Annotated in this window: 22 protein-coding genes and 1 CRISPR repeat array; of the genes, 7 read left to right on the top strand and 15 right to left on the bottom strand. The window is 57.3% G+C overall.

Going from position 1 to position 26,084, the window contains the following annotated elements:
* Positions 1-743: 743 nt before the first annotated feature.
* A CRISPR array of direct repeats spans positions 744-1,648; the repeat unit is 36 nt; unit sequence GCCTCAATGAAAGACCATCCCCGAAGGGATGGTGAC.
* Positions 1,649-1,834: 186 nt separating this feature from the next.
* The 7 genes from cas2 to HMPREF2743_RS00270 all read right to left on the bottom strand — a co-directional run bounded on the left by cas2 (position 1,835) and on the right by HMPREF2743_RS00270 (position 11,558).
* The gene (cas2, locus tag HMPREF2743_RS00295; protein ID WP_070817962.1) at positions 1,835-2,137 is read right to left on the bottom strand and encodes a CRISPR-associated endonuclease Cas2; all 303 of its coding nucleotides are present in this window, start codon (positions 2,135-2,137) and stop codon (positions 1,835-1,837) included.
* Positions 2,134-3,732: a CRISPR-associated endonuclease Cas1 gene (gene cas1 / locus HMPREF2743_RS00290; protein ID WP_246824429.1), complete on the bottom strand. Its 1,599-nt coding sequence runs from the start codon at positions 3,730-3,732 to the stop codon at positions 2,134-2,136. Before cas1 ends, cas2 begins: the two co-directional genes overlap by 4 nt.
* Positions 3,729-4,754: a hypothetical protein gene (locus HMPREF2743_RS12565; protein ID WP_141761374.1), complete on the bottom strand. Its 1,026-nt coding sequence runs from the start codon at positions 4,752-4,754 to the stop codon at positions 3,729-3,731. Before HMPREF2743_RS12565 ends, cas1 begins: the two co-directional genes overlap by 4 nt.
* A complete protein-coding gene (gene cas3u, locus HMPREF2743_RS00285) occupies positions 4,751-7,438 on the bottom strand; it encodes a type I-G CRISPR-associated helicase/endonuclease Cas3g (RefSeq protein ID WP_070817961.1) in 2,688 nt (895 codons plus the stop codon). Before cas3u ends, HMPREF2743_RS12565 begins: the two co-directional genes overlap by 4 nt.
* Complete coding sequence (gene csb2, locus HMPREF2743_RS12300; RefSeq protein ID WP_168167308.1) at positions 7,431-8,924, bottom strand: type I-G CRISPR-associated protein Csb2; 1,494 nt, start codon at positions 8,922-8,924, stop codon at positions 7,431-7,433. The genes cas3u and csb2 overlap by 8 nt, the downstream gene beginning before the upstream one ends.
* A 20-nt stretch (positions 8,925-8,944) precedes the next feature.
* The gene (cas7u, locus tag HMPREF2743_RS00275) at positions 8,945-10,147 is read right to left on the bottom strand and encodes a type I-G CRISPR-associated RAMP protein Csb1/Cas7g (RefSeq protein WP_070817959.1); all 1,203 of its coding nucleotides are present in this window, start codon (positions 10,145-10,147) and stop codon (positions 8,945-8,947) included.
* A gap of 487 nt (positions 10,148-10,634) precedes the next feature.
* Complete coding sequence (locus HMPREF2743_RS00270; RefSeq protein WP_070817958.1) at positions 10,635-11,558, bottom strand: AraC-like ligand-binding domain-containing protein; 924 nt, start codon at positions 11,556-11,558, stop codon at positions 10,635-10,637.
* Positions 11,559-11,709: 151 nt separating this feature from the next.
* Here HMPREF2743_RS00270 and HMPREF2743_RS00265 point away from each other — a divergent pair, with 151 nt between their 5' ends.
* From HMPREF2743_RS00265 to HMPREF2743_RS00255, 3 genes are read left to right on the top strand one after another with little or no spacing between them, the layout of a single operon-like run.
* Positions 11,710-13,119 (top strand): aldehyde dehydrogenase family protein, encoded by a 1,410-nt coding sequence (locus HMPREF2743_RS00265; RefSeq protein ID WP_070817957.1) that lies wholly within the window; start codon positions 11,710-11,712, stop codon positions 13,117-13,119.
* A 30-nt stretch (positions 13,120-13,149) separates the two neighbouring features.
* Entirely contained in the window at positions 13,150-13,413 is a 264-nt protein-coding gene (locus tag HMPREF2743_RS00260; protein ID WP_070817956.1) for a hypothetical protein, read from the top strand.
* A complete protein-coding gene (locus tag HMPREF2743_RS00255) occupies positions 13,410-14,093 on the top strand; it encodes a zeta toxin family protein (RefSeq protein ID WP_246824427.1) in 684 nt (227 codons plus the stop codon). Before HMPREF2743_RS00260 ends, HMPREF2743_RS00255 begins: the two co-directional genes overlap by 4 nt.
* Positions 14,094-14,345: 252 nt before the next feature.
* Here the strand turns inward: HMPREF2743_RS00255 and HMPREF2743_RS00250 are convergent, their stop codons facing one another.
* A complete protein-coding gene (locus HMPREF2743_RS00250; RefSeq protein ID WP_070525124.1) occupies positions 14,346-16,238 on the bottom strand; it encodes a heavy metal translocating P-type ATPase in 1,893 nt (630 codons plus the stop codon).
* Positions 16,235-16,594, bottom strand: a complete 360-nt coding sequence (locus HMPREF2743_RS00245) for a Cd(II)/Pb(II)-sensing metalloregulatory transcriptional regulator CmtR (RefSeq protein WP_070525126.1) — start codon at positions 16,592-16,594, stop codon at positions 16,235-16,237. The genes HMPREF2743_RS00250 and HMPREF2743_RS00245 overlap by 4 nt, the downstream gene beginning before the upstream one ends.
* Positions 16,595-17,084: 490 nt before the next feature.
* On the opposite strand from HMPREF2743_RS00245, the gene HMPREF2743_RS00240 reads away from it, so the two are divergent.
* Entirely contained in the window at positions 17,085-17,393 is a 309-nt protein-coding gene (locus HMPREF2743_RS00240) for a HigA family addiction module antitoxin (RefSeq protein WP_029158886.1), read from the top strand.
* Positions 17,394-17,447: 54 nt separating this feature from the next.
* Here HMPREF2743_RS00240 and arfB read toward each other — a convergent pair whose 3' ends face one another.
* The 4 genes from arfB to HMPREF2743_RS12890 form a co-directional block, all read right to left on the bottom strand.
* Positions 17,448-17,891: an alternative ribosome rescue aminoacyl-tRNA hydrolase ArfB gene (gene arfB, locus HMPREF2743_RS00235; RefSeq protein ID WP_010187974.1), complete on the bottom strand. Its 444-nt coding sequence runs from the start codon at positions 17,889-17,891 to the stop codon at positions 17,448-17,450.
* A 31-nt stretch (positions 17,892-17,922) separates the two neighbouring features.
* On the bottom strand, positions 17,923-18,432 hold the full coding sequence (locus HMPREF2743_RS00230) for a putative glycolipid-binding domain-containing protein (RefSeq protein ID WP_246820184.1): 510 nt from the start codon (positions 18,430-18,432) through the stop codon (positions 17,923-17,925).
* A gap of 77 nt (positions 18,433-18,509) precedes the next feature.
* The gene (locus HMPREF2743_RS12895) at positions 18,510-18,896 is read right to left on the bottom strand and encodes a Fic family protein (RefSeq protein ID WP_083298943.1); all 387 of its coding nucleotides are present in this window, start codon (positions 18,894-18,896) and stop codon (positions 18,510-18,512) included.
* On the bottom strand, positions 18,896-19,228 hold the full coding sequence (locus HMPREF2743_RS12890; protein ID WP_005530810.1) for a Fic/DOC family N-terminal domain-containing protein: 333 nt from the start codon (positions 19,226-19,228) through the stop codon (positions 18,896-18,898). The genes HMPREF2743_RS12895 and HMPREF2743_RS12890 overlap by 1 nt, the downstream gene beginning before the upstream one ends.
* A 354-nt stretch (positions 19,229-19,582) precedes the next feature.
* Between HMPREF2743_RS12890 and HMPREF2743_RS00220 the strand changes: the two genes are divergently transcribed.
* A complete protein-coding gene (locus HMPREF2743_RS00220; RefSeq protein WP_070817955.1) occupies positions 19,583-21,142 on the top strand; it encodes an ATP-binding protein in 1,560 nt (519 codons plus the stop codon).
* Here the strand turns inward: HMPREF2743_RS00220 and HMPREF2743_RS00215 are convergent.
* Both HMPREF2743_RS00215 and HMPREF2743_RS00210 read right to left on the bottom strand, forming a co-directional pair.
* Complete coding sequence (locus HMPREF2743_RS00215; RefSeq protein WP_070817954.1) at positions 21,117-21,767, bottom strand: MOSC domain-containing protein; 651 nt, start codon at positions 21,765-21,767, stop codon at positions 21,117-21,119. The two genes, HMPREF2743_RS00220 and HMPREF2743_RS00215, sit on opposite strands and share 26 nt — an antisense overlap.
* A gap of 29 nt (positions 21,768-21,796) precedes the next feature.
* On the bottom strand, positions 21,797-24,325 hold the full coding sequence (locus tag HMPREF2743_RS00210) for a hypothetical protein (RefSeq protein ID WP_246824425.1): 2,529 nt from the start codon (positions 24,323-24,325) through the stop codon (positions 21,797-21,799).
* 115 nt (positions 24,326-24,440) lie between these two features.
* On the opposite strand from HMPREF2743_RS00210, the gene HMPREF2743_RS00205 reads away from it, so the two are divergent.
* Together HMPREF2743_RS00205 and HMPREF2743_RS00200 are read left to right on the top strand one after the other, a co-directional pair.
* On the top strand, positions 24,441-25,157 hold the full coding sequence (locus HMPREF2743_RS00205; protein WP_083321587.1) for a helix-turn-helix domain-containing protein: 717 nt from the start codon (positions 24,441-24,443) through the stop codon (positions 25,155-25,157).
* A gap of 3 nt (positions 25,158-25,160) precedes the next feature.
* Positions 25,161-25,895, top strand: coding sequence for a Fic family protein (locus HMPREF2743_RS00200; RefSeq protein ID WP_070818061.1), 735 nt, complete (start codon positions 25,161-25,163; stop codon positions 25,893-25,895).
* Positions 25,896-26,084: the final 189 nt, after the last annotated feature.

Raw genomic sequence — 26,084 nt, 5'->3', positions numbered from 1 at the left:
AAGCGTCGCGGCATCGAACGCGAGCTAGAGCTTGAGATCTCCCGGTATGTCGACGTGACCGGCGCGCCCGTTGAGACGAAGTCGCCCGCGTCAGTTTTTACATTGTCCTAGATAAGCGCCGTTGCCGGTGCGTTATTGCACGGTGGACTTGAATTCGGCACAGGAAGAAAAGGATCTGTGCAATGAGTGCTGTTCAGCTGGTTAAATCGGCGATTTCGTGCTGGGCTCGTACTTGATGGCTAAGCGGTGGTTGCCTTGTGCAGCCACCGCTTTCTTTGGTGGATGGGCAAAGACCTGACGGGTGAGAACCGCTTGCACACCACCGTGACTGCAATCGAGCACGGGGATGGTTCCACAACGGTTACCGCTGCGGATGGAACGTCCGCGACAGAGGATTAAGTGATTGTTTCCGTGTGAGTCGGCGCATTGGGGAATACTATTTTGCGCTGGGCCTGCCTGAGGGTTTACAGAAGACTATTGAGCAGAAGTGGAACTCGTCCGGTTCCAAGGTGTAGAGCAAGACCAAGGGGTGCCGCTACATCTTCCCTTACTTGGCCCATGGTTAAGTAATGAAGATCAGCCTCGAACTTGGGGTTCAACCTAAAGATGGCAGGGAAATCGCTGATGAACGGGTGCCGGTCAGACAGCGCAGAGTACCGGTTAGCTCTTGGGCTGTATTGAGGTTTGTTAACGGATTAAGTCCTGTCGCCTCACAAGTGCCGGCGCGTCGATTTGGGGCCGCAAATCTAATGAAAGACCACCCCCGCAGGGATGGTGACCCGTCCTTTCCGACGATGTAGAAACGCTCCTCGTAGCCTCAATGAAAGACCATCCCCGAAGGGATGGTGACCCGCGCCTTGTGCTGATGATGCGCCGCTGGTGGTCGCCTCAATGAAAGACCATCCCCGAAGGGATGGTGACTGATTCAGCGCCAGGTCTGTGCCAGCGTCGTCGGTGCCTCAATGAAAGACCATCCCCGAAGGGAAGGTGACTATGGGCCGGCGTGCTATCGGGTGCGAGGTTGATCCGAAGCCTCAATGAAAGACCATCCCCGAAGGGATGGTGACGCGCAGGCTCAGGCGTCGGCGTCGCTGGCGATTGAGCCTCAATGAAAGACCATCCCCGAAGGGATGGTGACGCGACGGAGAGGTCGTAGACCAGCTGGTTATTAATGCCTCAATGAAAGACCATCCCCGAAGGGATGGTGACTGATTCAGCGCCAGGTCTGTGCCAGCGTCGTCGGTGCCTCAATGAAAGACCATCCCCGAAGGGAAGGTGACTATGGGCCGGCGTGCTATCGGGTGCGAGGTTGATCCGAAGCCTCAATGAAAGACCATCCCCGAAGGGATGGTGACCGCGAAGCGGCTGGGGAGCACCACACTATAGGCACTCGCCTCAATGAAAGACCATCCCCGAAGGGATGGTGACCGGCCCGGTCCTTCACCATGGTGTCCGGGTCCCACGACTCGCCTCAATGAAAGACCATCCCCGAAGGGATGGTGACCCCCGTCCCCTGCATGCCTGCCGAAGGTGACTCGGGCCTCAATGAAAGACCATCCCCGAAGGGATGGTGACGGGAATAGTACAGGGTTTTCAGTCCACTGTTCCATGCGCCTCAATGAAAGACCATCCCCGAAGGGATGGTGACTGCGCTACGAAAAAGGTGGCGTTGTTCTGCTGTTTAGCTGCGTTGCGCGAGCGTGCGAGCAAACGAGGCAATCTTCATTCTATCGCTTAAGTTCCACTATTCAGTTTTCACGCAACAACCTGGTGATTCCATCCTGCGAGCGCGCCCCAGGATTTTTCGTACGGCAATCGCGCTCGCTATCGAAGATTAGAAGACCAGCACGTGGTTATCGGTGATGTCACGGGTTTGGCCGAGGTAGCTGAACTTCATGTCAGATAATTCAGCAACCCTTCCTAAATCACAGAACAGGATTGAGTCTTCGTTCTTATCGATCTTTTCTTTAGCCTTCGCCTTCAGCCGTATAAGTCTTGCCGGAGAAATATCAACGACAAAGACGCTGAACTGTATTCGATCACCGTAGCTAGATAGCAAATTTGAAACGCGGGTTCGGCGTTTGTCATCAGTAATGTCGTAACAAATCAGAGTTCGTCGAACGTCGTCCCTAGTCATCGAATTCGTATCCCTTCGTATTGGGGAAGCGAGCCATCGATCACGCTTAGGACTAGTCGGGCCTGAACTTCGAGAGCACGCCGCCACGTGATCGTGTAATCGAAGAGTGGGTGCCTAAAACTAGTTTGAATTCGTCGCTCGAATGCTTGTATTATCTTTTTTCGTCCTGTGTCACGAAGTCGGTAGGCATTGCCGATCTTCGAGAAATCAGAATCCTTGATTTCCCTTCGATTTACCATTGCTATGACCGTGGAATCAGCTACCGGTGCACGGAATTCTTCCATTAAGTCAAGGGACAAGGCAGGTTTATTTCGGTTACTGCTGTGAAGGAATCCAGCGTGGGGATCTAGACCGCAGGCAAGGATCGCTCGGGTAGCTTCGGATTTTAGGAGGCCGTAGCAGTAGTTTAGGAGGACATTGATTGGATCGTCGGCGCTGCGACCGCGTCGTCCAATCCACTCCCAGCCCAGATCTGCCAAACGTTCTTGGCTAAACATGTTTGGAAAAGACTCAAAGTACAGGGAGGCGGCATCGCCTTCAATTCCAAATAGTGATGGAAGGTCGGTCGCCTCCAGAGCTGCCGCGGCAAGTTGCCGCATTTGACCGTGGTTTCGGGAGGCGGGTGCATTCCTACGTAAAAGAGTGGCTTGGTTCCAAACTTTGGCGTGAATCATAGCCGAAGCGATGGGAAGACTTCCGGTTTGGCTCAACACATGTTGACGGGCGCGAGCGAGCCCGTTTGGACTATCCGTTGATCTAGAAAAACCATAAACTCGTCCCGTTGAAGAGCACCAAACAATTGGGACATTATTCCACATGAATGCGCGATTTAATGCACTCGAAAGATCGATGTTGCCGTGAACGACGACACCGCAAACTTTCTCGAGGGGAATTGTTCCTAATTCTTCTCCTGCCTTGCTTACGATTATCCGTCCTGAACGAATTGAGGCACGCGATCCTTGAACTGTTAGGTGGAGAACTTGTCCATCCGGATCAGTTGCTACAACACGCCGTTTAACTGAAGTGAGCTGATGCTCATCGGGAAGACAGACCAATGAGTGCGAGCATTTCGAACACCGTTCATCTTTGACTAGGGTGGGCGGTGATTCGGAGGAATTGACGATCGATTTGGTTAGCTCTACAAGAGAATGAGCTTCTGCAACATCGTCGCTGCTTAACTCAACATCGACGAGTTGGCGATGTTCTGTAAAATAAATGGACGTTGATTTTACTGGTCGACCTTCGGATTGAAGGCACTCACGCTGTAGTACTAGCTGTAGGCGTTGCGCAGGTGTAACAACTGCTTTCCGCCTTACTGGTGTTGATTTGTATTCAATGATGTGGAGATCACCGTGAGCATCGATTTCAACGGAATCGATCTTCCCAACAATTCCCCAGGAATCTGAGCGCACCGGAACAGAGTATTTACGTTCTCGACGAGAATTCACTGGGTTATCTACTCGTGAGTGAGCTTTATATCCGACCTGCATTTGGTAAGTGTCCGTTTCCTCACCATTGACTTCCAACCAAGTTCTTCGTGGACAGAACGCTGTGTGGCAAATGAGGCTAATGGGAAGTAGAGACTCTTCCATCATGACAACAACACCACCTCTCCTTTTTCAAAATTACGTTCTGGCGCGTTATCGGATCCAGACTTCCTAATTGGAAAAACAACGGCGGCGGGGATTCCCCAACGCTTTAGAAGCGTGGCATCTGCTTTAGATTCTTCAGGACGTTCTTTTGGACCAAGAGCTTCGACTACGTGGGACCAATCGGCTGAAATAATTACGTTCTCTAAGCGTTCCGGGGTGAGGGGAATTACCGGAACTGGGAACACTGCGCGAAAGGGGTGCAGCACGTCCGTTGGATACGCACAAGGTGTAAGGGAAATCAATGACGTGCGGTGGAATAGAGGAAAGTAAATCATTCCGAGAAGAGCGACAAAAGTGAGCGCAACGTCTGCGGGGCCGGGTGGGGTGAGACCCGTCGACGTGCGTGAATTGAGGTGTCCCTTAGATAAAGAATCGACCACGCGATTGCCAGTGATACTCTCCTTAACGTCTTTAACTGACCAATCGCTGAGTTCGGTACACAACAAGTGGAAGCGATCCTGAACGAATTCTTGCCCCTGATTCCGAGTTTTCATTTCCCATCGCGATGCACCATGGTCTGGCCTAGGAGCCTTACGATCAAACCTCCAATACGCGGCTTCGCCAAGAGAATGAATAAAGTCAAGCGCAAGGATATCTCCCTTTGACTCTAGTTCGTCCATTACAGCATGCCGAACTTCTTGGTGGGTTACCCAATCATCGGGGTACTTATTCGAATCAATGGCTTTAAATCGTGGGCTGAAAGGTGAAAATTGCCCAGAGCCATAGTTGGCACGAGCCTTTGTCCATCCCGCAGCCCAATCCTTTGCCAATCGATGTACCTCAGTCGCAAGCTCGGTAAGACTGACATTGGAGGTGCTCAACACCGGTTGGGGTTGCGAAGCCTGAGACCAGTGCAATGTCACAGTGTCTTCAGACAAAGATCTTGCTATCCGAGCAGCACCAAGTAGTGCGAAATAGGAGAGGCCGGAAGTAATGTCGCCAGCGAGAGTAATTGTGTGTGTCATCGTCCTTCCTTGGAAACTTGAGCATCGGCAGCGCGTTCGATAGCGCTGAGGTAGGCAAGTTGATAAATGCCGTATTCGCGATGGAGTTGTGCGGCAAGCGAATCCCAGTGTCCCGTGGTAAACAGAGAGTGAGCCAAAATGGCTTTGTCATCGTCTTCGGGAACAAGCTGGTTACCCACGTGAGGAAAGCCCTGTCGACCGTAGCCGTGACTCATGCCAGCGACATAGATGCTGGCGTCTGAAATTGGTTCCGAACCTCGGGCCTGGAGAGTCGCCATGATTAGTGCTGATAATTGCTCATGACGCCATTTGAGTGGCAAACCAGACTGGGAGCGACTTCTGCTAATGAACTGGGAACTAGTGTTTATGCTCTTCGCCCACTTCTCCTCCAAGGAATCGTTTCCGAGCATGCGTTGAAAACGCAGGTCGGACTTACCGTCATCGTGATGCATCGCAGCGGTCGTCACAATATTCGATGCTTCACTTGAAAGCGCAAGAACAGCGCACATGCCCCGGGCCCGTTCCGCGACATCATCCTGATGATGCGCTAACAGAACCTTTTCCGAAGGTGTCCATTCTTGACGGGCATCCGCATCTTCGAGAATTGCTTCCGGTTGCTCGACAATTATCCAAGCCGCTTCGTCTTGCCCCAGACGACCATCTTCCCGTAATGCGGTCGAAGCAATGATGCTCGTACCGGAATCGCTAGGGAATTGTTCGTGCCAGAGTGTGGTTAGTTCTTCAGGATCCACCTCAGAGGCGCGCTGGAAAAACCTGCGAATCGTCTGCTCAACACATCCTTCGTTGAGGTAAACGCGGTATCGATCTTGAGGTACTACCGGGGGTGCAACTTCGTCTTCCGGATTTTCTGAAGCAACAAGTTCTGTGGTGAATGGTATTCCTTGATCGATGACGAGAACATCACCTGGGCGGAACGAAGTTTGTTCCGTAACTTGTGTTGACTCCCCTGCCGTCCACAAGAAGGCCCGATTAGAGATTGACCGCGAAACTGTTTTCGGCGCTTTAGTTTTTGTCTGTGGGACAAGCTTTTCTTTGAGCGCTCGGAGAATCTTTAGTGAAGCAGGAAAAACTTCGTCATCAATAATGGGGTATGACTTCAAGAGCTCGAGAGCAGCGGCATCATTCGTCGGCAAATTCCTAACTACAACGCCGCCGATTGGTGGTTCAGATTCTAGTGAATCGCGTAGCCAAAGATCTAATTCAGGTTCTATTGAGTGAACTGCGCTACTGCGAGCAAGGATGTCCAGGTCGCGACGTTCGAGGCGCTGCAGGAGAAGTCGCTGGTTTTGCGATACTGGGGGAGGATACTTTGCTAGTAGTGCTGGATTTGCGTCCTGCTGGTCAATAAGATCCAGCCAGTCCCAACTAGCACCGAGGTCCGAACCTTGGTAAGGGGGATGCTGGTCCTTGAAGTCATCTTTAGTTTCTGGCTGTAGGACGACCACTTCTGAACCAGAAAACGTTCCGAGACGGTTAACACGGCCGAAGCGTTGAGCAAGGGAGGAAGCTGGTGCAATTTCAGTTACTAACGAATGGAAATCGACGTCTACCCCGACCTCCAAGGTTTGAGTTGCAACTACTATATCGACCGTACTGTCACCCTCTGTTGTGAGCAGTGTTGGGCGTCTTCGGTGTAGCTCTTCGAGGTCAAATGGGCGCATACGTCCTACGAGGAGTTCCACTGTATGGCTAGATTTCCGAAGCTCCCTAGCGACTTTGAGTGCTGTGTCGACATGATTGACTATGCAGCCGATAGTCCCGATGCGTTTAGGGGCGCGCAGTTGACGTTCAACCTCATCGACTGCTTGATGCACAAGCTGAGGATTTGCAGGGCGTCCGTTCCAGTTTCTGACGCCAACTCGGCGGAGGAATTTCGGTGCTTCGAGGCGATGGCGTAGGGCGTCGTCGCGTTCAGGGTCTAGGTTCCTGACGTCGACACCAATTGTTTCTACCTTGCCGGATGTTGGTGGTGTGGCTGTGGTCTCTATGACTTGTAATGTCGGAGCTCCGATGGGGTGACCTTGCGATTGCAACTCACCGATACGCCGAGCAGTCAGTAATAGCTGTCGGTTGAGGTGCGATTCGTCGAGAATCAGTGCTGCATCCATGGTGAACAAGGCTGCCTCACGCGGGCGCGCAAGGCGGCTTGTACCGTATCCGTGGAATAGGGCCCTAGACCCCCACATGTCGGGCGTCGCTGCAATAACAGCGCATGCCGTCGGGTCATCAACAGGAAGGTCGCGAGTAGATACACCGCCACGAGTCACTGCAACAGCCATACATGAGGGGCTATTTGTGTTGAAATTCAGAGTGCGAAGAGCAGCGTAGGCCTCGCCCAGAATCCCCGGCGTGTTTGCTGCAGCATCGATTGCATCTTGAATGTCGAGAGCCCGTTGGTACTGGTTGTCGACGAGTCCTCGCCGGTTTACTACGGTGAAGAGCCTTCTTGGCAACCGTGGGGCTTTCCCAGCAGCTGATAGGACATTAGCAAATACATGAATGTCGACCACCGAAGACTTTCCTGATCCTGTCGGAGCAGAAATCTGGGAAGGCCAAGTTCCTGTTGCCGCGAGATGCTCCAGAGTGGCAACTTGCCAAGAAAAAGGACGGTACCCCCCGTTGAGAGCAGCAAAAAAATTGTCGAAATCCTTAACATCAATCATTTTCTTTCTCCACGTCGAAAGGAACTAAGAGACCTCCACCAAGGTGGCGAGATTGTCCGACCATAATTGCTGGACGCTCATTAGCAAGCTGCCCCAAAGAAAACGTGGCCGTGTAGGGCTGTACAGGTACGCTTTTATGGGTACGGTGTACGAAATTTCGCGCGCGAACAGGAACAGTGTGGGCATCACTTACCGTTGCACCAAGGGCAGATACTTGGTTGCGGATCGAGATATACTTGGCTTCTCCTGTGCCTTGTGGCGAAATGTTATCTCTGAATACATAACCAAGGGACAGCAGGCCGGAATCACTTAGGTGCCACTGCCCTCTCTTCTTCGACACTCGTCGAGTTTCAGGGATGATGGGCACGAGTGGTTTCCATAGCCGCGTAATGCCTTCTTCAGGTTGAGGCCAAAAATCGTCAGCGAAGCGGTTTTCACCTGTGTAGCAAATGCCGATTTTTCCAAGCGACCGTGACCACAAGTGACGAATGTTTTCAGCCTCGCGAATCTGTTGTAGATCAATGCCTGCGGCTCCTGAGGGTATGAATAAGACGAGCACTGGATAATCGAAGCCGAGAACCCGAGACCAATTCACTGGAATGTATTGAATAGCTAACCGGTTGGCAGGCCGTTCGAGAGTACCTGGAAGGTACTTTCCGGTGATGATGGGTGAGACGTCATTACCGTTGCGAGCGATGAGGGCCTTGTGCATGGTCGAACACAGCTCGACAGCCTTGTCCATGGGGACAGACTTGGACAGTTTGAAAAAGAGCGCGTTGGACCATGGCGTGTGTGTCTCTCTTGAATCTGGCCCCGTTCTGTATCGAACAGGTTTTATAAAATTCCTTGGCGGTGGAGGGGAATTCGGCTCGAGAAGTACAGAAGACGAATCTGTCATCTTCTTTTTAAAAAGCCTGCTATGCGCCTTGACTAACGCCTGAGTCCTTCCTGGAATCGGTACTTCACGCGCCTGCGTTCCAGGGGTAAATGCGGTTGCTTTACGATCTATGAAGAGGTTTGGAGTGAATTCAGCTTCCTCGAGAACCACGACGCTGTGCGTTTCTCCGAGGCAACTGACGTCTTGTGCAAGGGTGCAAATTGTTGAAGCAATGTCTTCGGGAACATCGTTCCATTCGTACCCAAAAGGTGCGTTGATGGTCACTCCGTCAGAAACCCGTCGTTCTTGGGTACGAGTACCGAGCACGCCCGACTTTGTCTTCTTGAGAGTTCCCACACCTCGATAGATGAAACGAGACGATGAAGTTCCGAGGAGGCGGCTCTCAGGTTGGAATAGGGCAACCGGTGGATGGTTTTCCAACCAAGTGAGAGCATCCAAAGAGGCGGCGGAGGGCTGACCACTCTCACTGAGAGATCCTTGCGCTGCAGAATTGAGAAGTGCAGCATGTAAACGTGCAGGTGAAGGTGAAAGGTCGAGACTTCCGTCAGCCTTATGGCCAATGTAGATTCCTAGGGGGAATCTGGCCATTAGTTGTAGCTTTCGCATCACTATTCATCCTCGGCCTCGTCAGTTGCTCCACCAAGAATGTCTGGGGAGCCGATAACGTCGAGGGTTTGTCCGTGCCATTGCACGGCGCCTAGTTTCTCTGCGTATATGAGGGCTTCTTCGAGGAGAGAATCCGCGGCCTCTACCGTGAGCGGGGGAAGCGCAATCGAATCGCCATGGCGCAAGTCAAGAGTTACTTCAGGAGCAGAAGCTTCGATGAGGTCGCAATTAGCGCGGAGGTATAGTTCCTGTTCAGCGCGTGCTAGAACAGCAAGACCGAGGGCGGCGAGAAGAGCGCGTGCCGCTTCGTTGGCTTCAGCGGAAGTCCCGAAGCGAAGCTGGCGAAGGGTAGCGAAGCTTAAAACCCAGGAGCGGATGACGCGGCGGCAGGAGACACCGCCAAGAGACTCTAGTGACGGCGGGATAGCGCCAAGGCCTAGAGAAGAAGCAGTCAGCAGCTCGCCCTTCTTGGCTTTTTTAATAGCATTGCGGTTCTTGTCGAGATTTCCCGGAGAAAGTTCAGACTCCTGGGCACTCAAAAGGTTTTCGTATGCAACCTTGTCTAGCTTTACGGCGGCAGCTACCGGGTCGACTCGAGCGCCGCCTCGCTTAGACAATTGTGCTTCTCCGCTTGTCTGTTGATCCGCTAGTACGCCAATGATCTCGCCAACGAGGGCGCTGCGAAGCCGAAGCTGGTTTGCCTTTCGTGTTGAATCCCAACCGCCAAGTAATAGAGCCGCAGGCGCGGTATTGAGGACAGCGCTAGCATCAGCCATAGTGGAGTTTCGCACCGCGATGTATTTTTCGTTACGTACCGTCGGTTGGCCGTCGATGGAGCCGGCGCGAAGATGGCCATCAGCAAAACGGTGGGGTAGGTCCCAATCTGACAGCCTCATCCCATTGCCATAGTCCACAACCATGCGAGGGATCCGGCAAAGTATCGGATTGCCATCTCTAATTGCAAGGCTAACGGCCTGTTCACCGCGATTAATGCTGGATTGCTTGGAATCAATAACAACGACATTGGCTGGCTGTCCGTCGATATAGCGAGTTTCAAACGCAAACACGGATTTGTTGCCGTCGACAAACTTGGCAGGTGCAACGGAGGCATGTTCGCCAGCGGCAGCTCGTAGCTCGGTGACCGAAGTTAACACTGATGCGCCGCCTGGAGCACATGCCTTGAGGAGCATGTCGAGAGTGATCATGAGAGGGCCTTTCTGGACGTTCATGTCCGTTTGAAATGTAAAAATAAGGAGTGAACCGGCATCGAGAGAACTTGGGATGTTCGCCCTTGGTATTGACAATAACGAGTTCCCAAGACATTAGAAGCTGCAAATCCCTTTCAACCCTAAAAGATTCAGAACAAGTATGCGATTATTGGGAAATTGGGAAGCTAAAGGCTGGAAGAGTGGGAGCCTCGCGGCAAACTCGCAGGAAAATTCCCTTAACAGTCTCAAAACAAGCCTCAAAGAAAGGCTGCGAGGCGCTCCCAGGGTATCGGGAGGGTTACAGATCGAACAAGTATTCGCATAGATGCTTGAGATGAGGACATTTTCCGTCTCGGTGTGTTGATGGTGCTTCTGGAAGGAAGTGTGAAGGTGGCCAAGGGGGCAATAATAATTTGTTCGCGTTGTACTTGAGTAACGATCTTGGTTCGGCTCTTCCGGGCGGCAAAGAGGTAATGCGCGAGTGCTACTGTGTCAGATTCTGCGTGCGGTACGCACTCGGTGATTCGTGGTACTCCGCTTTGAAGATACGCGAGAGGTGCGAGGGATCGTGCAGGCCATAGCGGGCGCTGATGTGGCTGATTGATTCCTCGGAGTGCCGCGGGTCCACGAGTTCTCTGCGGATGTGCTCTAGGCGCCTGGTTCGGATGTAGCTGCCGACGGAGAGGCCCTGTTCGGAGAACTTGGCGTGGAGGTGGCGCACCGACACGAACAACGCTTGGGCGATGGTGCTGGGGCCTAAGTCTGGGTCGCCCAAGTGCTGTTCGATGTAGGCGGTGGCCTGGTTGAACAGAAGCGTGCCCGCAGAAGGTTCATCGGCCACGTCGGAAGCCAGGACTGACACCAGCATGGTCAGCGCCGAGCGGACCAGCGCCGTGGCGTGGGGACCTTTGAGCAGATCGAGGTTCTTAGCCAGTTGCTCAAAAAGGGGAACCGCCACCGCACCCAAGCCGTGTGAGCGTGAGATGGGGTTCGCCGTGAGGCGTTGGATCTGCGCGGGTGAAATATCGAGAAAGCTCTGCGGGAAGTGCACGATGAGTGTGTTCTGCTCCTCCGGATAGCGCAGCGTGTAGGGCCGTTGGGTCACGTACAGAGCTAGGTCCCCTGGGTGCAGTTCACATGTTCGCCCGTCCTGGCTCATGGTTGAGGAACCGGTGATTTGCAGGCTGAGCTTGCAAAATGGGGCCTCGTTGGCGGCTATCTTGGAGCGATTCACGGTGTGCGGGGAGGTGCACATATCGAAGAGGGATATGTCCCCCACTTTCGTTGAGCGCAGCGTGGAGTGAAAGGACGAGGGGTCTTCGGTATCCACGTCGAGTTGGCCAAAAGACTCGGATGACGCCGTGCGCCATGACGCGATATCGAAATGCTCAACGGCTGAAGCAGACATAGCTGGAATCATATCGTGAGAGCTCACACATTTGTGGACAAATTGTATGCACGCAGAGTCAAGCGGCATTGTGTGTTGCAGGTAACATACCGAATAAAAGTTTCTTCGGGCTTTGTTCGCGGGGCCCTCGACTGCTTCACAAGGAGATCTCATGACTCAGTTCGCCACCTACGCTGATCTGCTCAACGCCATCACGGACGAGAACGGACGCGACATCCTCAACCCAGCTACCGGAGAGGTCGTTGGCCGCGCCCCAGAGAACCCCGTTGAGGACCTCAACGCTGCAGTTGAGAACGCACGCGCAGCGCAGAAGGACTTTGCCAAGCTCAGCGACGAAGAGCGTTGCGAGCTGCTCACCAAGGCAGCCGCCGCCATCGACGCCAATGCAGAGGCACTCGTTGAGCTTCTCTCCCGTGAGCAGGGCAAGCCGCTCAACGGCCCGAACGCCCGCTTCGAGGTCGGTGCCTGCTCCGGCTGGTTGAATGCCACCGCCTCCTTCGAGCACCCGAACTACACGGCCGTCGATGATGACATCACCGCCACCGTCAACTACCGCCCGCTCGGCGTCGTCGGCGCCATCGGCCCGTGGAACTGGCCGATGATGATCACCATCTGGCAGATTGCGCCGGCACTGCGTATGGGCAACGCGGTCGTCGTCAAGCCCTCCGAGTACACCCCGCTGTCCGTATTGGGCCTGCTCAAGGTCGTGAATTCCGTGCTGCCGGAGGGTGTTCTCCAGGTCGTCAGCGGTGCCGGTGAGGTTGGTGCGGCGCTGACGACCCACGAGGGCGTCGACAAGATCATGTTCACCGGTTCTACCGCCACCGGCAAGAAGATCGTGGAGGCCAGCGCCGACAACCTCACCCGCCTCACGCTGGAGCTCGGCGGCAATGACGCGGGCATCGTGCTGGATGATGCCGACCCGAAGGAGATCGCCGGCGACCTCTTCTGGGGCGCGTTCATCAACACCGGCCAGACTTGTGCGGCGATGAAGCGCGTGTACGTGCCGGAGTCGCTGTACGACGCCGTCTGCGAAGCCCTCGTCGAGGTGGCCAAGGCCTCCCCGATGGGCGTGGGCCTGGAGGAAGAGAACGTGCTCGGCCCGCTGCAGAACAAGCAGCAGTTCGACATCGTGGACAAGCTCGTCAACGCCGCTAAGGACTCCGGCGCCCGAGTTCTGCTGGGCGGCGACCCGGACTATGACGCGCCGGGCTACTTCTACCCCACCACCCTGGTGGCGGACATCGACCCGGATAACGCGCTGGTCGTGGAGGAGCAGTTCGGTCCTGCACTGCCGATCGTGAAGTACACGGACCTCGATTGGGCCATCGAGCAGGCCAACAAGCTCGACGTGGGCTTGGGCTCTTCCGTGTGGTCCTCCAACCGCGAGCGCGCTCTGGAGGTGGCAGCACAGCTAGAGGCTGGCACCACGTGGATCAACAGCCACGGTGCCGTGGATCCGCGCGTGCCTTTCGGTGGCATCAAGTCCTCCGGCTACGGCGTGGAGTTCGGAACCGAGGGCCTCAAGGGCCTGGCCTACCCGCAGATCATCAACGGCTAAAACCGACATGGCGCTGCTATTCTTAGCGCCATGAGCACCGCCAAAGTCCCGGAGATCGAGTACGCAGCCTTCGACGCCATGAAGGAGGTTGCGTCCTCGCTGAAAGCCGCCTATTTCCGCCAACAGCTTGCGACCGACAGTGAGCTGGAGATTGAATATTGGACTGCACAAGAAGATTTTGTCCAGCGCACTGTGAGCGGTGTTGATAACACCGACCTTGATGAAATCCGTGCGGCAGCGGAGTTCTTTGCTCGCTTGCTCGATGAACTTGAAACCCGGGCAAAGGTGGCGTGACAGTGCTGAAGGCCGCGGATTTTCCGGTAGATGATGCTTTTAAACGCCGCGTCCTTGAGCGGCGTATTGCTTATCTTTTTCGTCAGCCATCCGCTGAGCCTGAGGTCATCTATGTAGCAGGACAACCAGCATCGGGAAAGTCTTCGGTGATTGAAATGCTCACGGGTGATCACGTCATTCTAGATTCGGATGAACTACGAAAGTATCACCCAGCCCTCGACGAGATTATGGAACGCGATCCCTTACGCATGGACGTGCTCACCAATGGGCCGGTGCCCTACTGGATGTCCTCGCTCATTGAATATGGCCGCCAGCATGGGCATTCGCTCATCATTGAAAACACGCTGTCTAACCCGGAATTCATCGCGGGAGAGATAGCCAAGTTTCGCTCCGCGGGTTTCCGAATGAAGGTCGTGGGCCTGGCGGTGGCGCAGGAGGTCTCCAGGCTCGGTGTGGTCCAGCGCTTTCTGGAAGCCCAGCGCGTGAGTCGCTATCCGCGCTGGACAAATGAAGTTTCCCACACGTCGGGCTTTAAAGCCATCGTCCCAGGGCTTCAAGCGATTGCCCCGCTTGTCGACGACCTCGAGATCCGCAGCCGCGATGGCCGCACTTTGAGCGGCATCGAGGTTATTGAGGCTGAGCGCGCAACCTGGTTCGACTCCCCCCGCTATTCGTGCTGACTGGCTGGCCCGCTTCGACAGCTGTGACTTGGCTGGCCTTGAAGCGGAGAAGCTTACGCAGAACCTCGTGGCTGATGCAGAGCGTATCCGCAAACTTTAAGGCAGTGCCCGTGGAACTATTAGGTTCACCCACAGTTCCCGTGCCTGCACGCACCGAGAAGGACCAGGTGGTGAACTCGAATGACTCGCCTGGTCCAACGTGTGTGCGCTCGGCGCTTGGTTTAACCCTTATAAGACTTGCCGGTCACAGCCTCAGCGTTTCGCTCGTGCAGCCCGCAGGCCGTTCAAGATCACGATGACTTCGGCGACTTCGTGTACCAAGACGACGGCGGCCAGGCCCAGTACACCGCTGATCGCCAGTGGCATCAACACGATGATGATGGCCAGAGACAGCACGATGTTTTGGTTGATGATCCTGCTGCCTCGGCGGGCGTGCTGCAGCGCCTGCGGGATCAGCCGGAGGTCGTGGCCAGTGAAGGCGACGTCAGCGGACTCGATCGCGGCGTCAGAGCCGGTTGCTCCCATCGCAATGCCCACCGTTGCGCCCGCCAGTGCCGGCGCGTCGTTGATGCCGTCGCCGATCATCGCCGTCGGCGTCTTGGAGGAGAGTTCGGCGACGATGCTTGCCTTGTCCTCCGGTCGCAGCTCGGCGCGCACGTCGTCGATTCCGGCGATGTCAGCCAGCGCCCGGGCGGTGCGAGTGTTATCGCCGGTGAGCATGCTCACTTCTACGTCGTTGTCGTGCAGGGACTGCACGGCATCGGGCACCTCGGGCCGCAACTCGTCGCGCACCCCGATCGCCCCGGCGAGAGCGTCATCGACGGTGACTAGGACGCAGGTCTGGCCTTCGGACTCCATGCGCTCAACGTCCGCCTTCAGTGGCCCGGCGTCGATCCATCGGGGGCTGCCGACCAGCACCCGTCGGCCTTCGACGGTGCCGCCGATGCCATGACCGGCTTCCTCGCTGATATCCAAGGCGGTGGGCGCTTCGGGCTCCGTTGCCACGATCGCCGCGGCGAGGGGGTGCGTCGATTGCTGCTCAACCGCCGCCGCGAAGGAAAGCACCTGCGCCCGATCGAATCCGTCTGCCGGGACCACTCCGGTAACCTCGGGCTGGTTGCGGGTAAGGGTTCCGGTTTTGTCTACCGCTAGGTGACGGATGCCGCCGAGTCGCTCGAACGCCGCGCCGGACTTGATGACTACTCCGAACTGGCTGGCCGCGCCGATCGCGGCCACGACCGTCAGCGGCACGGAGATTGCCAGCGCGCACGGCGACGCTGCGACCAGGACCACCAGCGCACGGGTGATCCAAGTCTCGGGGTCGCCCAACAGCGAGCCGATCACGCCGACCAGCACCGCCAGGATCATCACCCCGGGCACGAGAGGTCGGGCAATCCGGTCGGCGATCCGGGCGCGGTCACCCTTCTCCGCCTGCGCCTGCTCGACGAGGTCGACGAGTGTGGTCAGCGAGTTGTCCGTTCCAGCTGCGGTCGTCTCGACCTCCAGCACACCGGCGGAGTTGATCGCTCCCGCGGGTACCTCGTCGCCGGGCGCAACCTCCTCCGGAATGGATTCTCCGGTGATCGCTGAGGTGTCAAGGCTGGAGCGTCCGGACCGAATGATGCCGTCCGTGGCGATCCGCTCCCCGGGGCGTACGACCATTAGCTCGCCAACCTCAAGGTCCTTCGCAGTGATCTCGGCCGTCGTACCGTCGCGCAGCACGGTCGCGGTTTGCGGTACCAGCTTCAATAGTGCCCGCAGTCCGCCTTGGGCCCGGTCCATCGCCTTGTCTTCCAGCGCCTCGGCGATCGAGTACAGGAACGCCAGCGCCGCGGCCTCTCCGACGAAACCAAGGATCACCGCGCCGACCGCGCTGATCGTCATAAGCAAACCAATGCCGAGCTTGCGCTTCGTGACAAGGTTCCGGATCGCTCCAGGTGCGAACGTGTAAGCGCCTAACAGCAGGCCAAGCCAATACAGTACCGTTGCGGGCGTCTCCAAGTCGGACCAGTCCAGCGCCAGTCCTGTAATGAGGGCTACGCCGGAGAAGATCGGTAGCAGTAGCTCGGGGTCCTTCCACCATGGCCGATCGAGCTCTTCGATCTCCGTGGCGGGTTCGTGTTCGCATCCACATGCTGAACTCATGCGTCCGTTCCTTTCTCGCCGCAGCCGGGCACCGAGCACTCATTGTCGATGCAGGGGGCATTCTCGTCGACGGCCAGCGTCGCGTTGACCAGCGCTTCGAGCGCCGCCGCGAGGTGCGGATCGGCAATTTCGTAGCGGGTCTTACGGCCCTCCGGCTCAGCGACGACGATGCCGCAATCGCGTAGGCAGGACAGGTGGTTCGAGACGTTGGAGCGAGTCAGATCCAACCTTTGCGAAATCTCGGCCGGGTAGCCCGGACCGTCGAGTAGGGTCATCAGGATTCGGGAACGCGTCGGATCAGCCATGGCCCGGCCGAGCCGGTTCATAACGTCGAGGCGTGAAGCAATAGTCAGCATGTGCTGAACAGTACAACGTGTGCTGAACTATTCAAAATGCACTGAACTGACGGTTACGCGAAGGTCCTGCGACCTGCAGGAATTAGTCGATGGGATAGCAGATGACTGGTCCTTTGTGGTTCGGCTGCCACCCAACGCGGGAGCGACGTGCGCGGCGAGGTTCTCCAGAATCTTCACGTTGACGTCCACGCCATCCCGCACAACCTTTACGTGTTTCCATGCGCCCATATGTTCTCTGTGTGCTGACGTAATTACAGTTTTCTGATTGTTGCAGGCTAACGAGAAAGTAACTTTGCAACTACATACCGTGGAGTTCAAATTTAACGCGTAGCGTTATTGACGCTTCGCGTTATCAGGGATAAGGTGAAGCATGATCCAGTCGTTCGCTGACAAGGACACTGAGCGTCTGTGGAATCGAGAGCGGATTCCCCCGGGAAACCAGCTCGAGGCGTTGAAAGGTGATCGGCGGGGCCAGAGGAGGTTGAGATCGTTGACTACCACTGACAAGCTCCCTCCGGTTCACCCCGGTGAGATCCTCATGGAGGACTTCCTCAAAGGAATGGGGATCACCCAGCACAAGCTCGCCGTCTCCATCGGCGTTCCGCCCCGCCGGATCAACGAAATTGTTCACGGTAAGCGCGCTGTAACCGCTGACACGGCCCTTCGTCTAGCGAAGTTTTTCGAGATGAGCCCCCAGTTCTGGCTCGGGTTACAGGCTCAATATGACTTGGACGTGGCGGAAGACAAGATCCTCTCGGAAATCGAGCGGATTCAACCGGTCCAAGCTGTCTCAGCGTAGCGGTTACCCGAACCAGGTCCGTCAGCGTGAGGATATGCATGCGGATGGTTCGAACTAGGGAATTTGGGGCCGCCGTCGCGTGGACTTGAGTTCCGAGCGCCGCTTTTTCGCTTCGAGACGGCGTCGCACCGAGCTCCGCGTCGGCTTGGTCCTGCGCCGCGGGGGAGGAGGCGGAGCGAGCGCCTCGCGCAAGAGGGCGGCCATGCGTTCGCGTGCCTCGGCGCGGTTGCGTACCTGCAATCGCTGGGTCGATGCGGTAACGGTAAGGACGGTGCCGTCTAGGCGGTGCTCGTGGTTGTGGAGGACGCGGCGACGCTGGGCGTCGGAAAGCGATGAGCACGTAGCGATATCGACGGAAAGCTGCACTTTGCTGTCCGTAGTATTGACGCCTTGGCCACCTGGTCCCGACGACTTCGCGAACCGCTCCGTCAGGTCGGCGGCGACGATGACCAGACCCCCGGGGATCCCTGGGCCAGGTGCGATGGTCAGGTCGTTCATACCGCCCGGCTTAGTTAGAGTTGCTTCCGGATCAGACCCGCCGTGCGAGATCAGGGTAGTGTACGACCACGCCGCCACCGTCGACCTCCAACTCGACGTCGACTCCCCGTGTTCCGCTTTCATATCGGACAGTTTCAGAATCGACGGAGCTGTAGTACTGGTCTGATGCGATCACCTGGAGGGACGGTATATCAATCCAAGCCATGATCAGCTGCGTTTTCGGAACCTGAGTCTCAAGTAGCGTCAAGCGACGAATAGGCATTGTGTTGGTGAGAGGGCACAGACCGAGAGCGCAATCGAGTGCGGCTTTCAGGTCGGCTGACTGGACGATACCGGGGGAGGGCAGATCTTCAAGCTGGGCGCCCTCTTCATTGGTTTCCGCCGACCACACGCCTTGCTCGGACCTAAACAGCTCGAGGCTTCGCCCCCATCCGTCGCCTTCAACGTTCATCGACACACGTTCAGTCACCCAGTTCTCCGCGGCGCGCAGCTCCCACGTGGCCTCGTATCCATCGCCGTATTGCACTCCGGAAGCGGTCAAACCGGCTCTTAAAAAATGAACTGCGGCCTAGTTCCGGATGAGGGGAATCTTGACATGCTCCCACTTATACGTGCGCTTCATGGTGAGGATTTTCCCACGCTTGATGGTGCGAAAAGGCAGGTAGCTTTCGATTTGGACCACGTATCGAGGACGAGGCTTACCGGCAGAATGGTGTATTCAGTAGGTCCGCGACGCAGAAGAATCCCATGAATGAGAGCACGGTCCACACGGCCGTTGCCATCTGCAAATGGGTGAATCGTTTTGAATTGAGCGTGAGCAATCGCGGCCTGGATGAGAGCACCGTGCGAAGCGCCATCGAGGTAAAGACATAAGTCGTCTACGAGGTCATGGACTAGACGTGGGGGCGCTGGGATGAACTCGGCCCCAAAGAGTGTGTGGTTACTTCCACCAATCCAGTTTTGAATAGTGCGGAGACCAGTGGGGATAGAGCCCTTCTCCCCCATCAACTCTCTTTGGAGCTTTTCAAGAAGGCCGATGGAGATGTTGGTTCGGTGGCAAAGCTCTTCTCAATGGAACACAGAACGGTGAGGTTACGCGCAACCTCTTCCGCGCTTTCCTTAAAGCCGCGGACTTCCTCCTTTTGGGCGAGTTCCGCGAGGACAACCTTGTCGACGTTGGGCGCAATACCTTCAATGCGTGAGGAAGAAATCGCCTCAGAACGCATGAGTAAGCGGGCCACAGATTCCAACTGGCCAGAAGCAGCATGACGGTTGAGATCCAAGATCTCTCGCTCGATACGTGCTGCCCGGCTGGTGAGCTCTGGGGAAAACTCCATGCCTTACTTACAAGATGGTCAGGGACATAGACCTAAAAAGGGCCTCCGGCCTTATCGCGCCGGGGAATGCCGGAGCCTGATTCGGGGATCCAGCTCTCGGTAACGTAGTGAGGCTTGTAGAGGCTATCCATTCGTCAGACAGCAAATGAGTGGTTGGATAACTCTTATCCAACCACTCATTGCGGTTTATGCGCTAGATAAAGCTTAAACATACGGGGTTTCAGGGCCATAATTTGGCCTCAATGAGAATGTCAATGACACCTCAATGGGAAGATCAATGAGAACTCTTGTCATTGAAGAGGAATGAAGTTAGCATTGAGCCGTCATTGTTAACATTGAGGGCGGGTATTCATCGTGAACAATTGGTCCGAGAATCAGCTGAGAGAGCTATTGGCTGAGCTTGAGTTGCGCGGCGGTGATTCAACAACAGTCGAGGTCAAAACCGCTCAAGGGGGCATTCCGGACTCTCTACCGCAGACATTGTGCGCGTTCGCAAACATGCCGAGTGGCGGCCTTATCATTCTCGGTGTCAATGAGAAGGAAGGATTCATTGTCACTGGCATTGAGAATCCTTCGGAGATGGAGGCTGCTCTGGCCTCGCAGGCGCGTCATGCCATCACCCCTCCAGTCACAGTGCATACCGACAGTGTGGCAATAGATGGCACGCATGTCGTGATTGCGGAGGTTACGGGTCTTCCGATCATTGATAAGCCTGCTATCTACAGGGGAGAAGCGTATCTTCGAATGGCTGATGGGGATTATCGTATGAGTGCCTCCGAGCTACGCATGATGGACGTAGCGAAGCTGCATGCCGAGGAGGCAGTGTCCTATGACACGACGATTGTGGAAGGCACGAGTATCGCAGACTTGGACCGCGCCGTGGTGGAAGATTTCTTGGTTCAGGCGCGGAGAAAGAATCGGCGACTATCGGGACTTACTCAAGATGAGGACGTCTTACGGGCACTAGCGGTGACGACCGCGACTGGAGAGCTGACGCTTGCTGGCCTGTATGCGCTGGGATTCTATCCTCAAGGACATTTTCCTTCCCTAGCAGTAACAGTGGCGCAAAGGCTACCGAATGGTTCGAAGCACGGGCGAGTGTTGGGGTTGGAGACCTTTGAGGGACCCATACCGGTCCTATTGAACTCAGTTATGGGCTGGGTAAGGCAACGTTTGGCCGCAGTTCGGCGCTATCGCGAGGATGGCTCAATGGTGGAAGTGCCGGAGCTTCCCCTTTCAGCCATTCGAGAGGCCGTGGCTAATGCATTGGTGCACCGTGATCTTGGGCCAAATACGTTGGGTGCGGGTAAATCGATTGATGTCCGCCTATTACCGGACAAGATGGTTATCTCCAGTCCAGGAGGCCTACGGGATCTGACGGTTGAACAGCTCAAGTCGAGAGATCTGGCGCGCCAGGAGATTAACCAGCGGCTCTATAGACTGTGCCGATATCTCAAAGCAGACGATGGCTCTTTTGTTATTGAGGGCGAAGGCGGCGGCGTGCAGCTCATGCTGGATGCCGCGCGAGAGCAAGGACTACCGGAGCCTGACCTGATAGATTCTGGCGTGCAATTTACGGTGAAAATGTGGCGGCCGGACACTCGTGGAGAGGCCCGTATCTGGGAGCCACTACGCAAGGAGGAATCAGGCACCGGCCCGGAACGACGAGTGGATGCACCAGTGACCTTGGAACGCCTGGGTGTTAACGCCCCGCGCGTAGCGGAGGCGCTGCGTACGGCGGCACAACCGCTGTCTATCGGCGAAATAGAAACAGCCACAAACCTTACTCGAGCGCAGGTCCGATATGCGCTGAAGTCACTGGTGAAGGCACGATTCGTGCGTATGGATGGCACGCGCGGTTCACAAGCGACAACCTATGAATGGCTAGCTAACCGCGGGGCTGCAGACGCTTAACCAGCTGATCGTGGTGGACTGGGGCGAGGCAGCCGGCGTCGACGACGCGCCGGGCTAGCTCCTTGTCCCCCATCTTGGCGGCAAAGGCCATGCCCATGGTGATGTCATGGTCGGGGCGCCCAATAAGCGTGATCTCATCGCCAGGAGTGATGCGGCCAGGCTCGATGATGCGCAGGTAGGAACCGCAATCGCCGCGCTCCGTGAAGGACTTGAGCCAGCCCGGTTCGTCCATCCAGCCGGAGAAGGTGGCGCAAGGCTGGCGCGGGATAGAGACTTCGAGCACGCACTCCCCCACCTGAATGCGCTGGTTGATGAGCATATTCGGCCAGGAAATACCCTCGGTGGTGAGATTCTCCCCGAAGTAGCCGTCACGCAGCACGCGGTTGAGCGTCCCCTCCCAGTAGTCAAGCTCCTCGCGGGCATAGGCGTAGACGGCCTTCTCGGCGCCGCCGTGGTGGGCGTGGTCACCAATGGAATCCCCCACCACGCCGGAGCCGTCACCATAGTTGGGCCCGGGGACCTCCAAGTCGAGGAAGGGGCGCGGCTGCTTATCGATGCCCGTGTACTCGTGCCGCCCATGCGGCTCGGGGCGGCGGACAGCGACGTTCGTGGAGATAACCTTCATGCTCACCTATTGTGGCACACCTCACGCGGCTACATGTCGCGATTGTGGAAGAGTGCCTCCGCGGTCACGAGGTCGTAGAAGAAGAGGCGGGGGGCGAGGGGGAGGACGTCGGCAAGCATGGGCATGTCCTCCTTGAGCAACGGGCTTTCCATGATGATGTCGTTCGCCGCGGCGCGAGAGGCCAAGGCGAAGGCATAGGAGATGTAGGGCATCCACGCAGCGGCATTGAGCTCATCCGCCGTATTTCCGCTGGCAAAGGCGCCTAACGCGATAAGGGTGTGGCTGACGGACATGTCAACGCCCGCGTTCTGCACCAGCGAGGCCAGTGCCGTGGCGTCCTTGCGCAGGTGCTCGATGGTGCCCAGCGCATCGAGTGCGCCGTTGTTGGCAAAGCACTCGCGCAGCGCGGCGACGCGGCCGGCCTCCCCCATCAGATCATCGACGGGCGGCGTGGGGCTGTGAATGGTCGCAGCATTCAGCAGCATCGGGCGGGTTAGGCCATCGGCGCCGGATTCACGCACGGCGTTCAGCTCCGCGTTCTCGCTGGCGGAAGGATCGAGCAGGAGATCCAGGTAGCTATCGGCGCTCGACTCGGCGGTGGGCTCCAGCGGCGAGTGGAACAAGCGCGTGCGCGCGAGCGAGCGGGCCTGCTGGTTCACGCTAACGCCAGTGCGCGCCAGGGCGTGGAGCGCGTCCTCCGGTTGGGCGCGCAGGCGATCAATCGTGCTGTCGAACATCGCCTGCAGCTTTGGGTTCGGGCTGCGCTGCGAGAGCACGTGAAGCGCGCGGAAGGTGCCCCAGAGCTGCTCCGGGGTCCAGTCCTTCGAGGCGAGCGCCGCCGGCGAGCCTTCCGGCGTGACCACGATGGAGGCGCTGGAGGGGCGAGCGGGGGCGGCGAGGTTGGAGGAGGCGCGGAGCTCGCGGACGTCGACAAGCAATGAGCCCTGCTCGGCAAGGTCGGCGGGCAGCTCAAACCCCTCTTCGGTGGGAGTGAGTTGGGTAGGCGCCACGGTGGGCTCGGCCAATGGCCAGGCCCAGCCCACTAAATCTGCCTGCGGTTCTGCGTTCTGCTCGATGATAATCTCATCGCCGTTGAGCAGGCCGCGGCTGACGAAGGGGGACTTGCGGACGGTGGCCAGCGCCGCATAGATCAGGCTGGTGGATGCGGAAGCCTCGTACTCGACGATGCGCCGCTCCAGGCTGCGGGCCTCGTGGGCCGCGCGCTCCTCTGCCGGGAGCGAATCCAGGTAGTCCTCGTAGGACAGCGTGGACCACATGAGGAAAAGTTCGGCAGAGGGCTGCTTGCGCACGGCGTTGGCCAGCGCGGCGTTGGGAACGGCGAGGCTGGTGACCGCCTGCGTTGTCTTCGAGGTGCGCGCCAGCTCCTTGATTTTCTGCCGGCCATCGATGGTGACGAACTTCGCCAGCGGCAGCGGGCGCGGTGAGTGGACGGTAAACATGTCGTCCTGATCGAGCTGGCCGGCAAAAATCACCGGCTTATCGGAGTGCTCAGTGGGCTCCAGGCCGATGCGCTTGACGCGGCTGAACAGGGCCTCGGGCCAGACATCGAATTCCAGTTCATAGCCGGCCTCGCTGGCCACGACCTCGCGGCGCGAGACCTCGGTGTCCTCGAAGGTGCGCAGCCCCTTTTCCAACGCGATGGGCTTCTTCGGCGGGGAAGCCAACGTGTAGCTAAAGGCCGAGTGCGCGCCGAGAGCATCGATGATGCGGAAATCCATGCCGCGCGGACCGTCGTTGGTGGCGCGCATGTGGAGGCCCTCGGCGAGGGAAATGAAGCGGACGTCGACAAGCTCCTCGTCGTGCCACAGCGACACTTTGTAGCGGCCCACCCACGGGTCTTCGTAGAGGTCACCCGGGAAAGGTTCGGCGATGCCCGCGTCGAAGGTCTGCTCCGAAATCTCCTCCTGCTCGCCGCCGAGGGGCGCATAGGTGAGATCGATGCGCCACTCCCCTTCCGCGATGAGGTGCACGCGCGGGGACTTGGTGAACACGGGCTCGTTGTCGAGGCCACGGGCGTTGGGGAGGATGGCGACGTCAAAGTCCCACTCGAAATCGCCGTGCTTGGCGACGTCCACCGGTTCCCTCTGTGGCACCTCCACCCGCTCCGGCAGCGGGCCTACTTCCCAGCCGGCCCAGATGCCGAGCGGCTTAGCGTCCTTGAGGGTGCCCTGCGGCGCGATAAGCGTGGTGCGGTCATAGACGATGAAGGGCGCGTCTTCGGTGATGCCGGTGAAGGTGATGGTTTCGATGAGGACCTCATCGCCATCGTGCAGGGTGACCTCGATGCGGGTGAACGGCCCAGGGATGCCGACTTCCAGCGGCTCTTCGGTGGCGAATTCGCGCACCGAGTGGGGGCGATCGATGAAATGGGACTTGACCACCCACCGCGGATCCGTCAGTTCCGCTTCGGGGTACGTGGCGGGCAGTTGAAGCATGAGGATGTTGCTTCCCCGGCGCAGTGAAATCCGGGGGCCCTGTTCGATGAAATCAGTGGTGACCAACGGCGTTGTGGGAAGTGAATAGATCTCCGCGCTCATTTTTTTCATCATAGGACACCGTGGGGTGCTGTTGCCATGTCGCTGGTAGAAGCATCACCTGTCCTATGCGTAGGACAGGTGTCCTATCAATAGGACAGCTAGCTATAGTAGGGCCATGGACCCGGTACAACTCCTCAAGAAAAGCCCACTGAGCCTTAGTGAAGTGTCGCGGCGTTCGGGGGTCTCACGAAATACGCTCAATCTGTGGTTGCGTGGGACAGCTCAACCGAGTTTGGCTGGGTTGGAGAAGGTAATGCGCGTGCTCGGATACGAGGTTTCCGTATCTGTACACCGCACCAGTGATGCCGCGGCCGCGACAGCCGCCCGAGTGCTTTGTGGGGACCTCAAGAGTGAGGAACCGGACGTTAAAGCCTGGATTGACCGCTTTGTGCAGTGGGGTGACGCCCCGGCCGGCGGCGGTAGCTACCAGGCTCTCATGGAACGGGCCGCGTGGGCCTCCAACCCTTATGGCCGCCACGGGTCTCTCCACTTTTTGCCGTCGAATCCCATAACGATTGCCTCAGCGGTTGATGCGAGCGGGCAACCATGGGCGATGTCGGGCGCATTTGCAGCTCAACGAGTCGCGGGGCAGATCGCTGGTGCAGGAGAACCTCAATCAACGTTGATCTGGTGCACAAATCCAGCAGAGATCGTGCCTTCGTTGCCCACGCGGATTCGTGCCAGTGCTGAGCCCGTATCCGGAGGGATCACCCTCGTGCCAGTGGCTGGTGAAGAGCTAACGGGCGCAACAAAAGAATCAGGAATACACTACGTGTCACCGCACCAGCTCGCTATCGATGCGTGCGCAGAAAACTATGTGGGAGGGGCATAGGTGATGAGAAGAGCGACGAGCCGAGTGAGCTGGGAGCACCATGAGCGACCTCTCATTGCGCAGTTGGGGACCGAGCGCGCGTTATTCCGACTAACCAAGCAACTTCCTGACTTGGTGTGGAATGCCGCTGCGCTGGAAGGAAACACGTTTACCCTCCCGGAAGTCCGCACGTTGCTCGATGGCGTCACTGTCGGTGGAAAGGCACTTGCTGAACAGCAACAGATCTTGGACCTGTCAGAAGCTTTTAACCTGCTCCATGAGCTGGTCATCAAAGAGGAATGTGCGGTGGACAAAGCCACCAGTGACGCGCTCCATGCTGTCCTTGCAAGGAACGAGGCTCTCGATGCCGGCCTTTTCCGTGGTGAAGGACACGTGGAGGGAGATGGCGGTGGCGTGCGGCTAATGGACGGCGGGTTCATCCCCCTCGACCCTGCTGAAGAGTTGGGCGAAGCCCATGCTGATCTGTTGGCTTCCCTTCAAGGATGTGGAGGCCCCGTCGAGCAGGCGTTGGCCTATTTCTGCTCTGCAACGCGAAGCCAGTTCTACTTCGATGGAAACAAGCGGACCGCCAGGCTAGTAGCGTCCGGTCTCTTGCTGAGTCATGGATACAGCGCATTGAATATCCCCCACGCGCGGCGGCTGGAGTTCAACCTTGCCCTCGATGAGCTCTTCCGTGCGGACGACGCCACAACGCTGATGGATTTCCTGTACGACTGCTTAGCGGAATCCTCCCAGTAGAGGGAGAAGACTCGAAGTGCGTGAACGGCAAAGGCCCTCCGCTTCGAAAGCGGAGGGCCTGCTTGGGCGCTGATTGTTCAGCGCGTCGCTTAGCGCCTAGCGCTTAGCGGAACATCCTCTGCAGGGCGGCAAAGTCAACCTTCACGATGCCGATGGACTGCAGGTAGGTAGCGATAGCGCCGAGGATTG

Origin of the sequence: Corynebacterium sp. HMSC036D02, assembly GCF_001836165.1 — a bacterium.
GTDB lineage: Bacteria > Actinomycetota > Actinomycetes > Mycobacteriales > Mycobacteriaceae > Corynebacterium.
This window is presented reverse-complemented; position numbering and strand designations above follow the sequence as displayed.

Excerpts from the sequence above, each read along its gene's own strand:
- HMPREF2743_RS12890 (WP_005530810.1), bottom strand. The coding sequence starts at position 19,228 with ATGGAGTTTTCCCCAGAGCTCACCAGCCGGGCAGCACGTATCGAGCGA.
- cas3u (WP_070817961.1), bottom strand. The coding sequence starts at position 7,438 with ATGATTGATGTTAAGGATTTCGACAATTTTTTTGCTGCTCTCAACGGG.
- cas2 (WP_070817962.1), bottom strand. The coding sequence starts at position 2,137 with ATGACTAGGGACGACGTTCGACGAACTCTGATTTGTTACGACATTACT.
- HMPREF2743_RS12895 (WP_083298943.1), bottom strand. The coding sequence starts at position 18,896 with ATGGGGGAGAAGGGCTCTATCCCCACTGGTCTCCGCACTATTCAAAAC.
- cas1 (WP_246824429.1), bottom strand. The coding sequence starts at position 3,732 with ATGATGGAAGAGTCTCTACTTCCCATTAGCCTCATTTGCCACACAGCG.
- HMPREF2743_RS00215 (WP_070817954.1), bottom strand. The coding sequence starts at position 21,767 with ATGAAGGTTATCTCCACGAACGTCGCTGTCCGCCGCCCCGAGCCGCAT.
- HMPREF2743_RS00265 (WP_070817957.1), top strand. The coding sequence starts at position 11,710 with ATGACTCAGTTCGCCACCTACGCTGATCTGCTCAACGCCATCACGGAC.
- cas7u (WP_070817959.1), bottom strand. The coding sequence starts at position 10,147 with ATGATCACTCTCGACATGCTCCTCAAGGCATGTGCTCCAGGCGGCGCA.
- HMPREF2743_RS00200 (WP_070818061.1), top strand. The coding sequence starts at position 25,161 with ATGAGAAGAGCGACGAGCCGAGTGAGCTGGGAGCACCATGAGCGACCT.
- HMPREF2743_RS00245 (WP_070525126.1), bottom strand. The coding sequence starts at position 16,594 with ATGCTGACTATTGCTTCACGCCTCGACGTTATGAACCGGCTCGGCCGG.
- csb2 (WP_168167308.1), bottom strand. The coding sequence starts at position 8,924 with ATGGCCAGATTCCCCCTAGGAATCTACATTGGCCATAAGGCTGACGGA.
- HMPREF2743_RS00205 (WP_083321587.1), top strand. The coding sequence starts at position 24,441 with ATGGACCCGGTACAACTCCTCAAGAAAAGCCCACTGAGCCTTAGTGAA.
- HMPREF2743_RS00250 (WP_070525124.1), bottom strand. The coding sequence starts at position 16,238 with ATGAGTTCAGCATGTGGATGCGAACACGAACCCGCCACGGAGATCGAA.
- HMPREF2743_RS00210 (WP_246824425.1), bottom strand. The coding sequence starts at position 24,325 with ATGAGCGCGGAGATCTATTCACTTCCCACAACGCCGTTGGTCACCACT.
- arfB (WP_010187974.1), bottom strand. The coding sequence starts at position 17,891 with ATGAACGACCTGACCATCGCACCTGGCCCAGGGATCCCCGGGGGTCTG.
- HMPREF2743_RS00260 (WP_070817956.1), top strand. The coding sequence starts at position 13,150 with ATGAGCACCGCCAAAGTCCCGGAGATCGAGTACGCAGCCTTCGACGCC.
- HMPREF2743_RS12565 (WP_141761374.1), bottom strand. The coding sequence starts at position 4,754 with ATGACACACACAATTACTCTCGCTGGCGACATTACTTCCGGCCTCTCC.
- HMPREF2743_RS00270 (WP_070817958.1), bottom strand. The coding sequence starts at position 11,558 with ATGTCTGCTTCAGCCGTTGAGCATTTCGATATCGCGTCATGGCGCACG.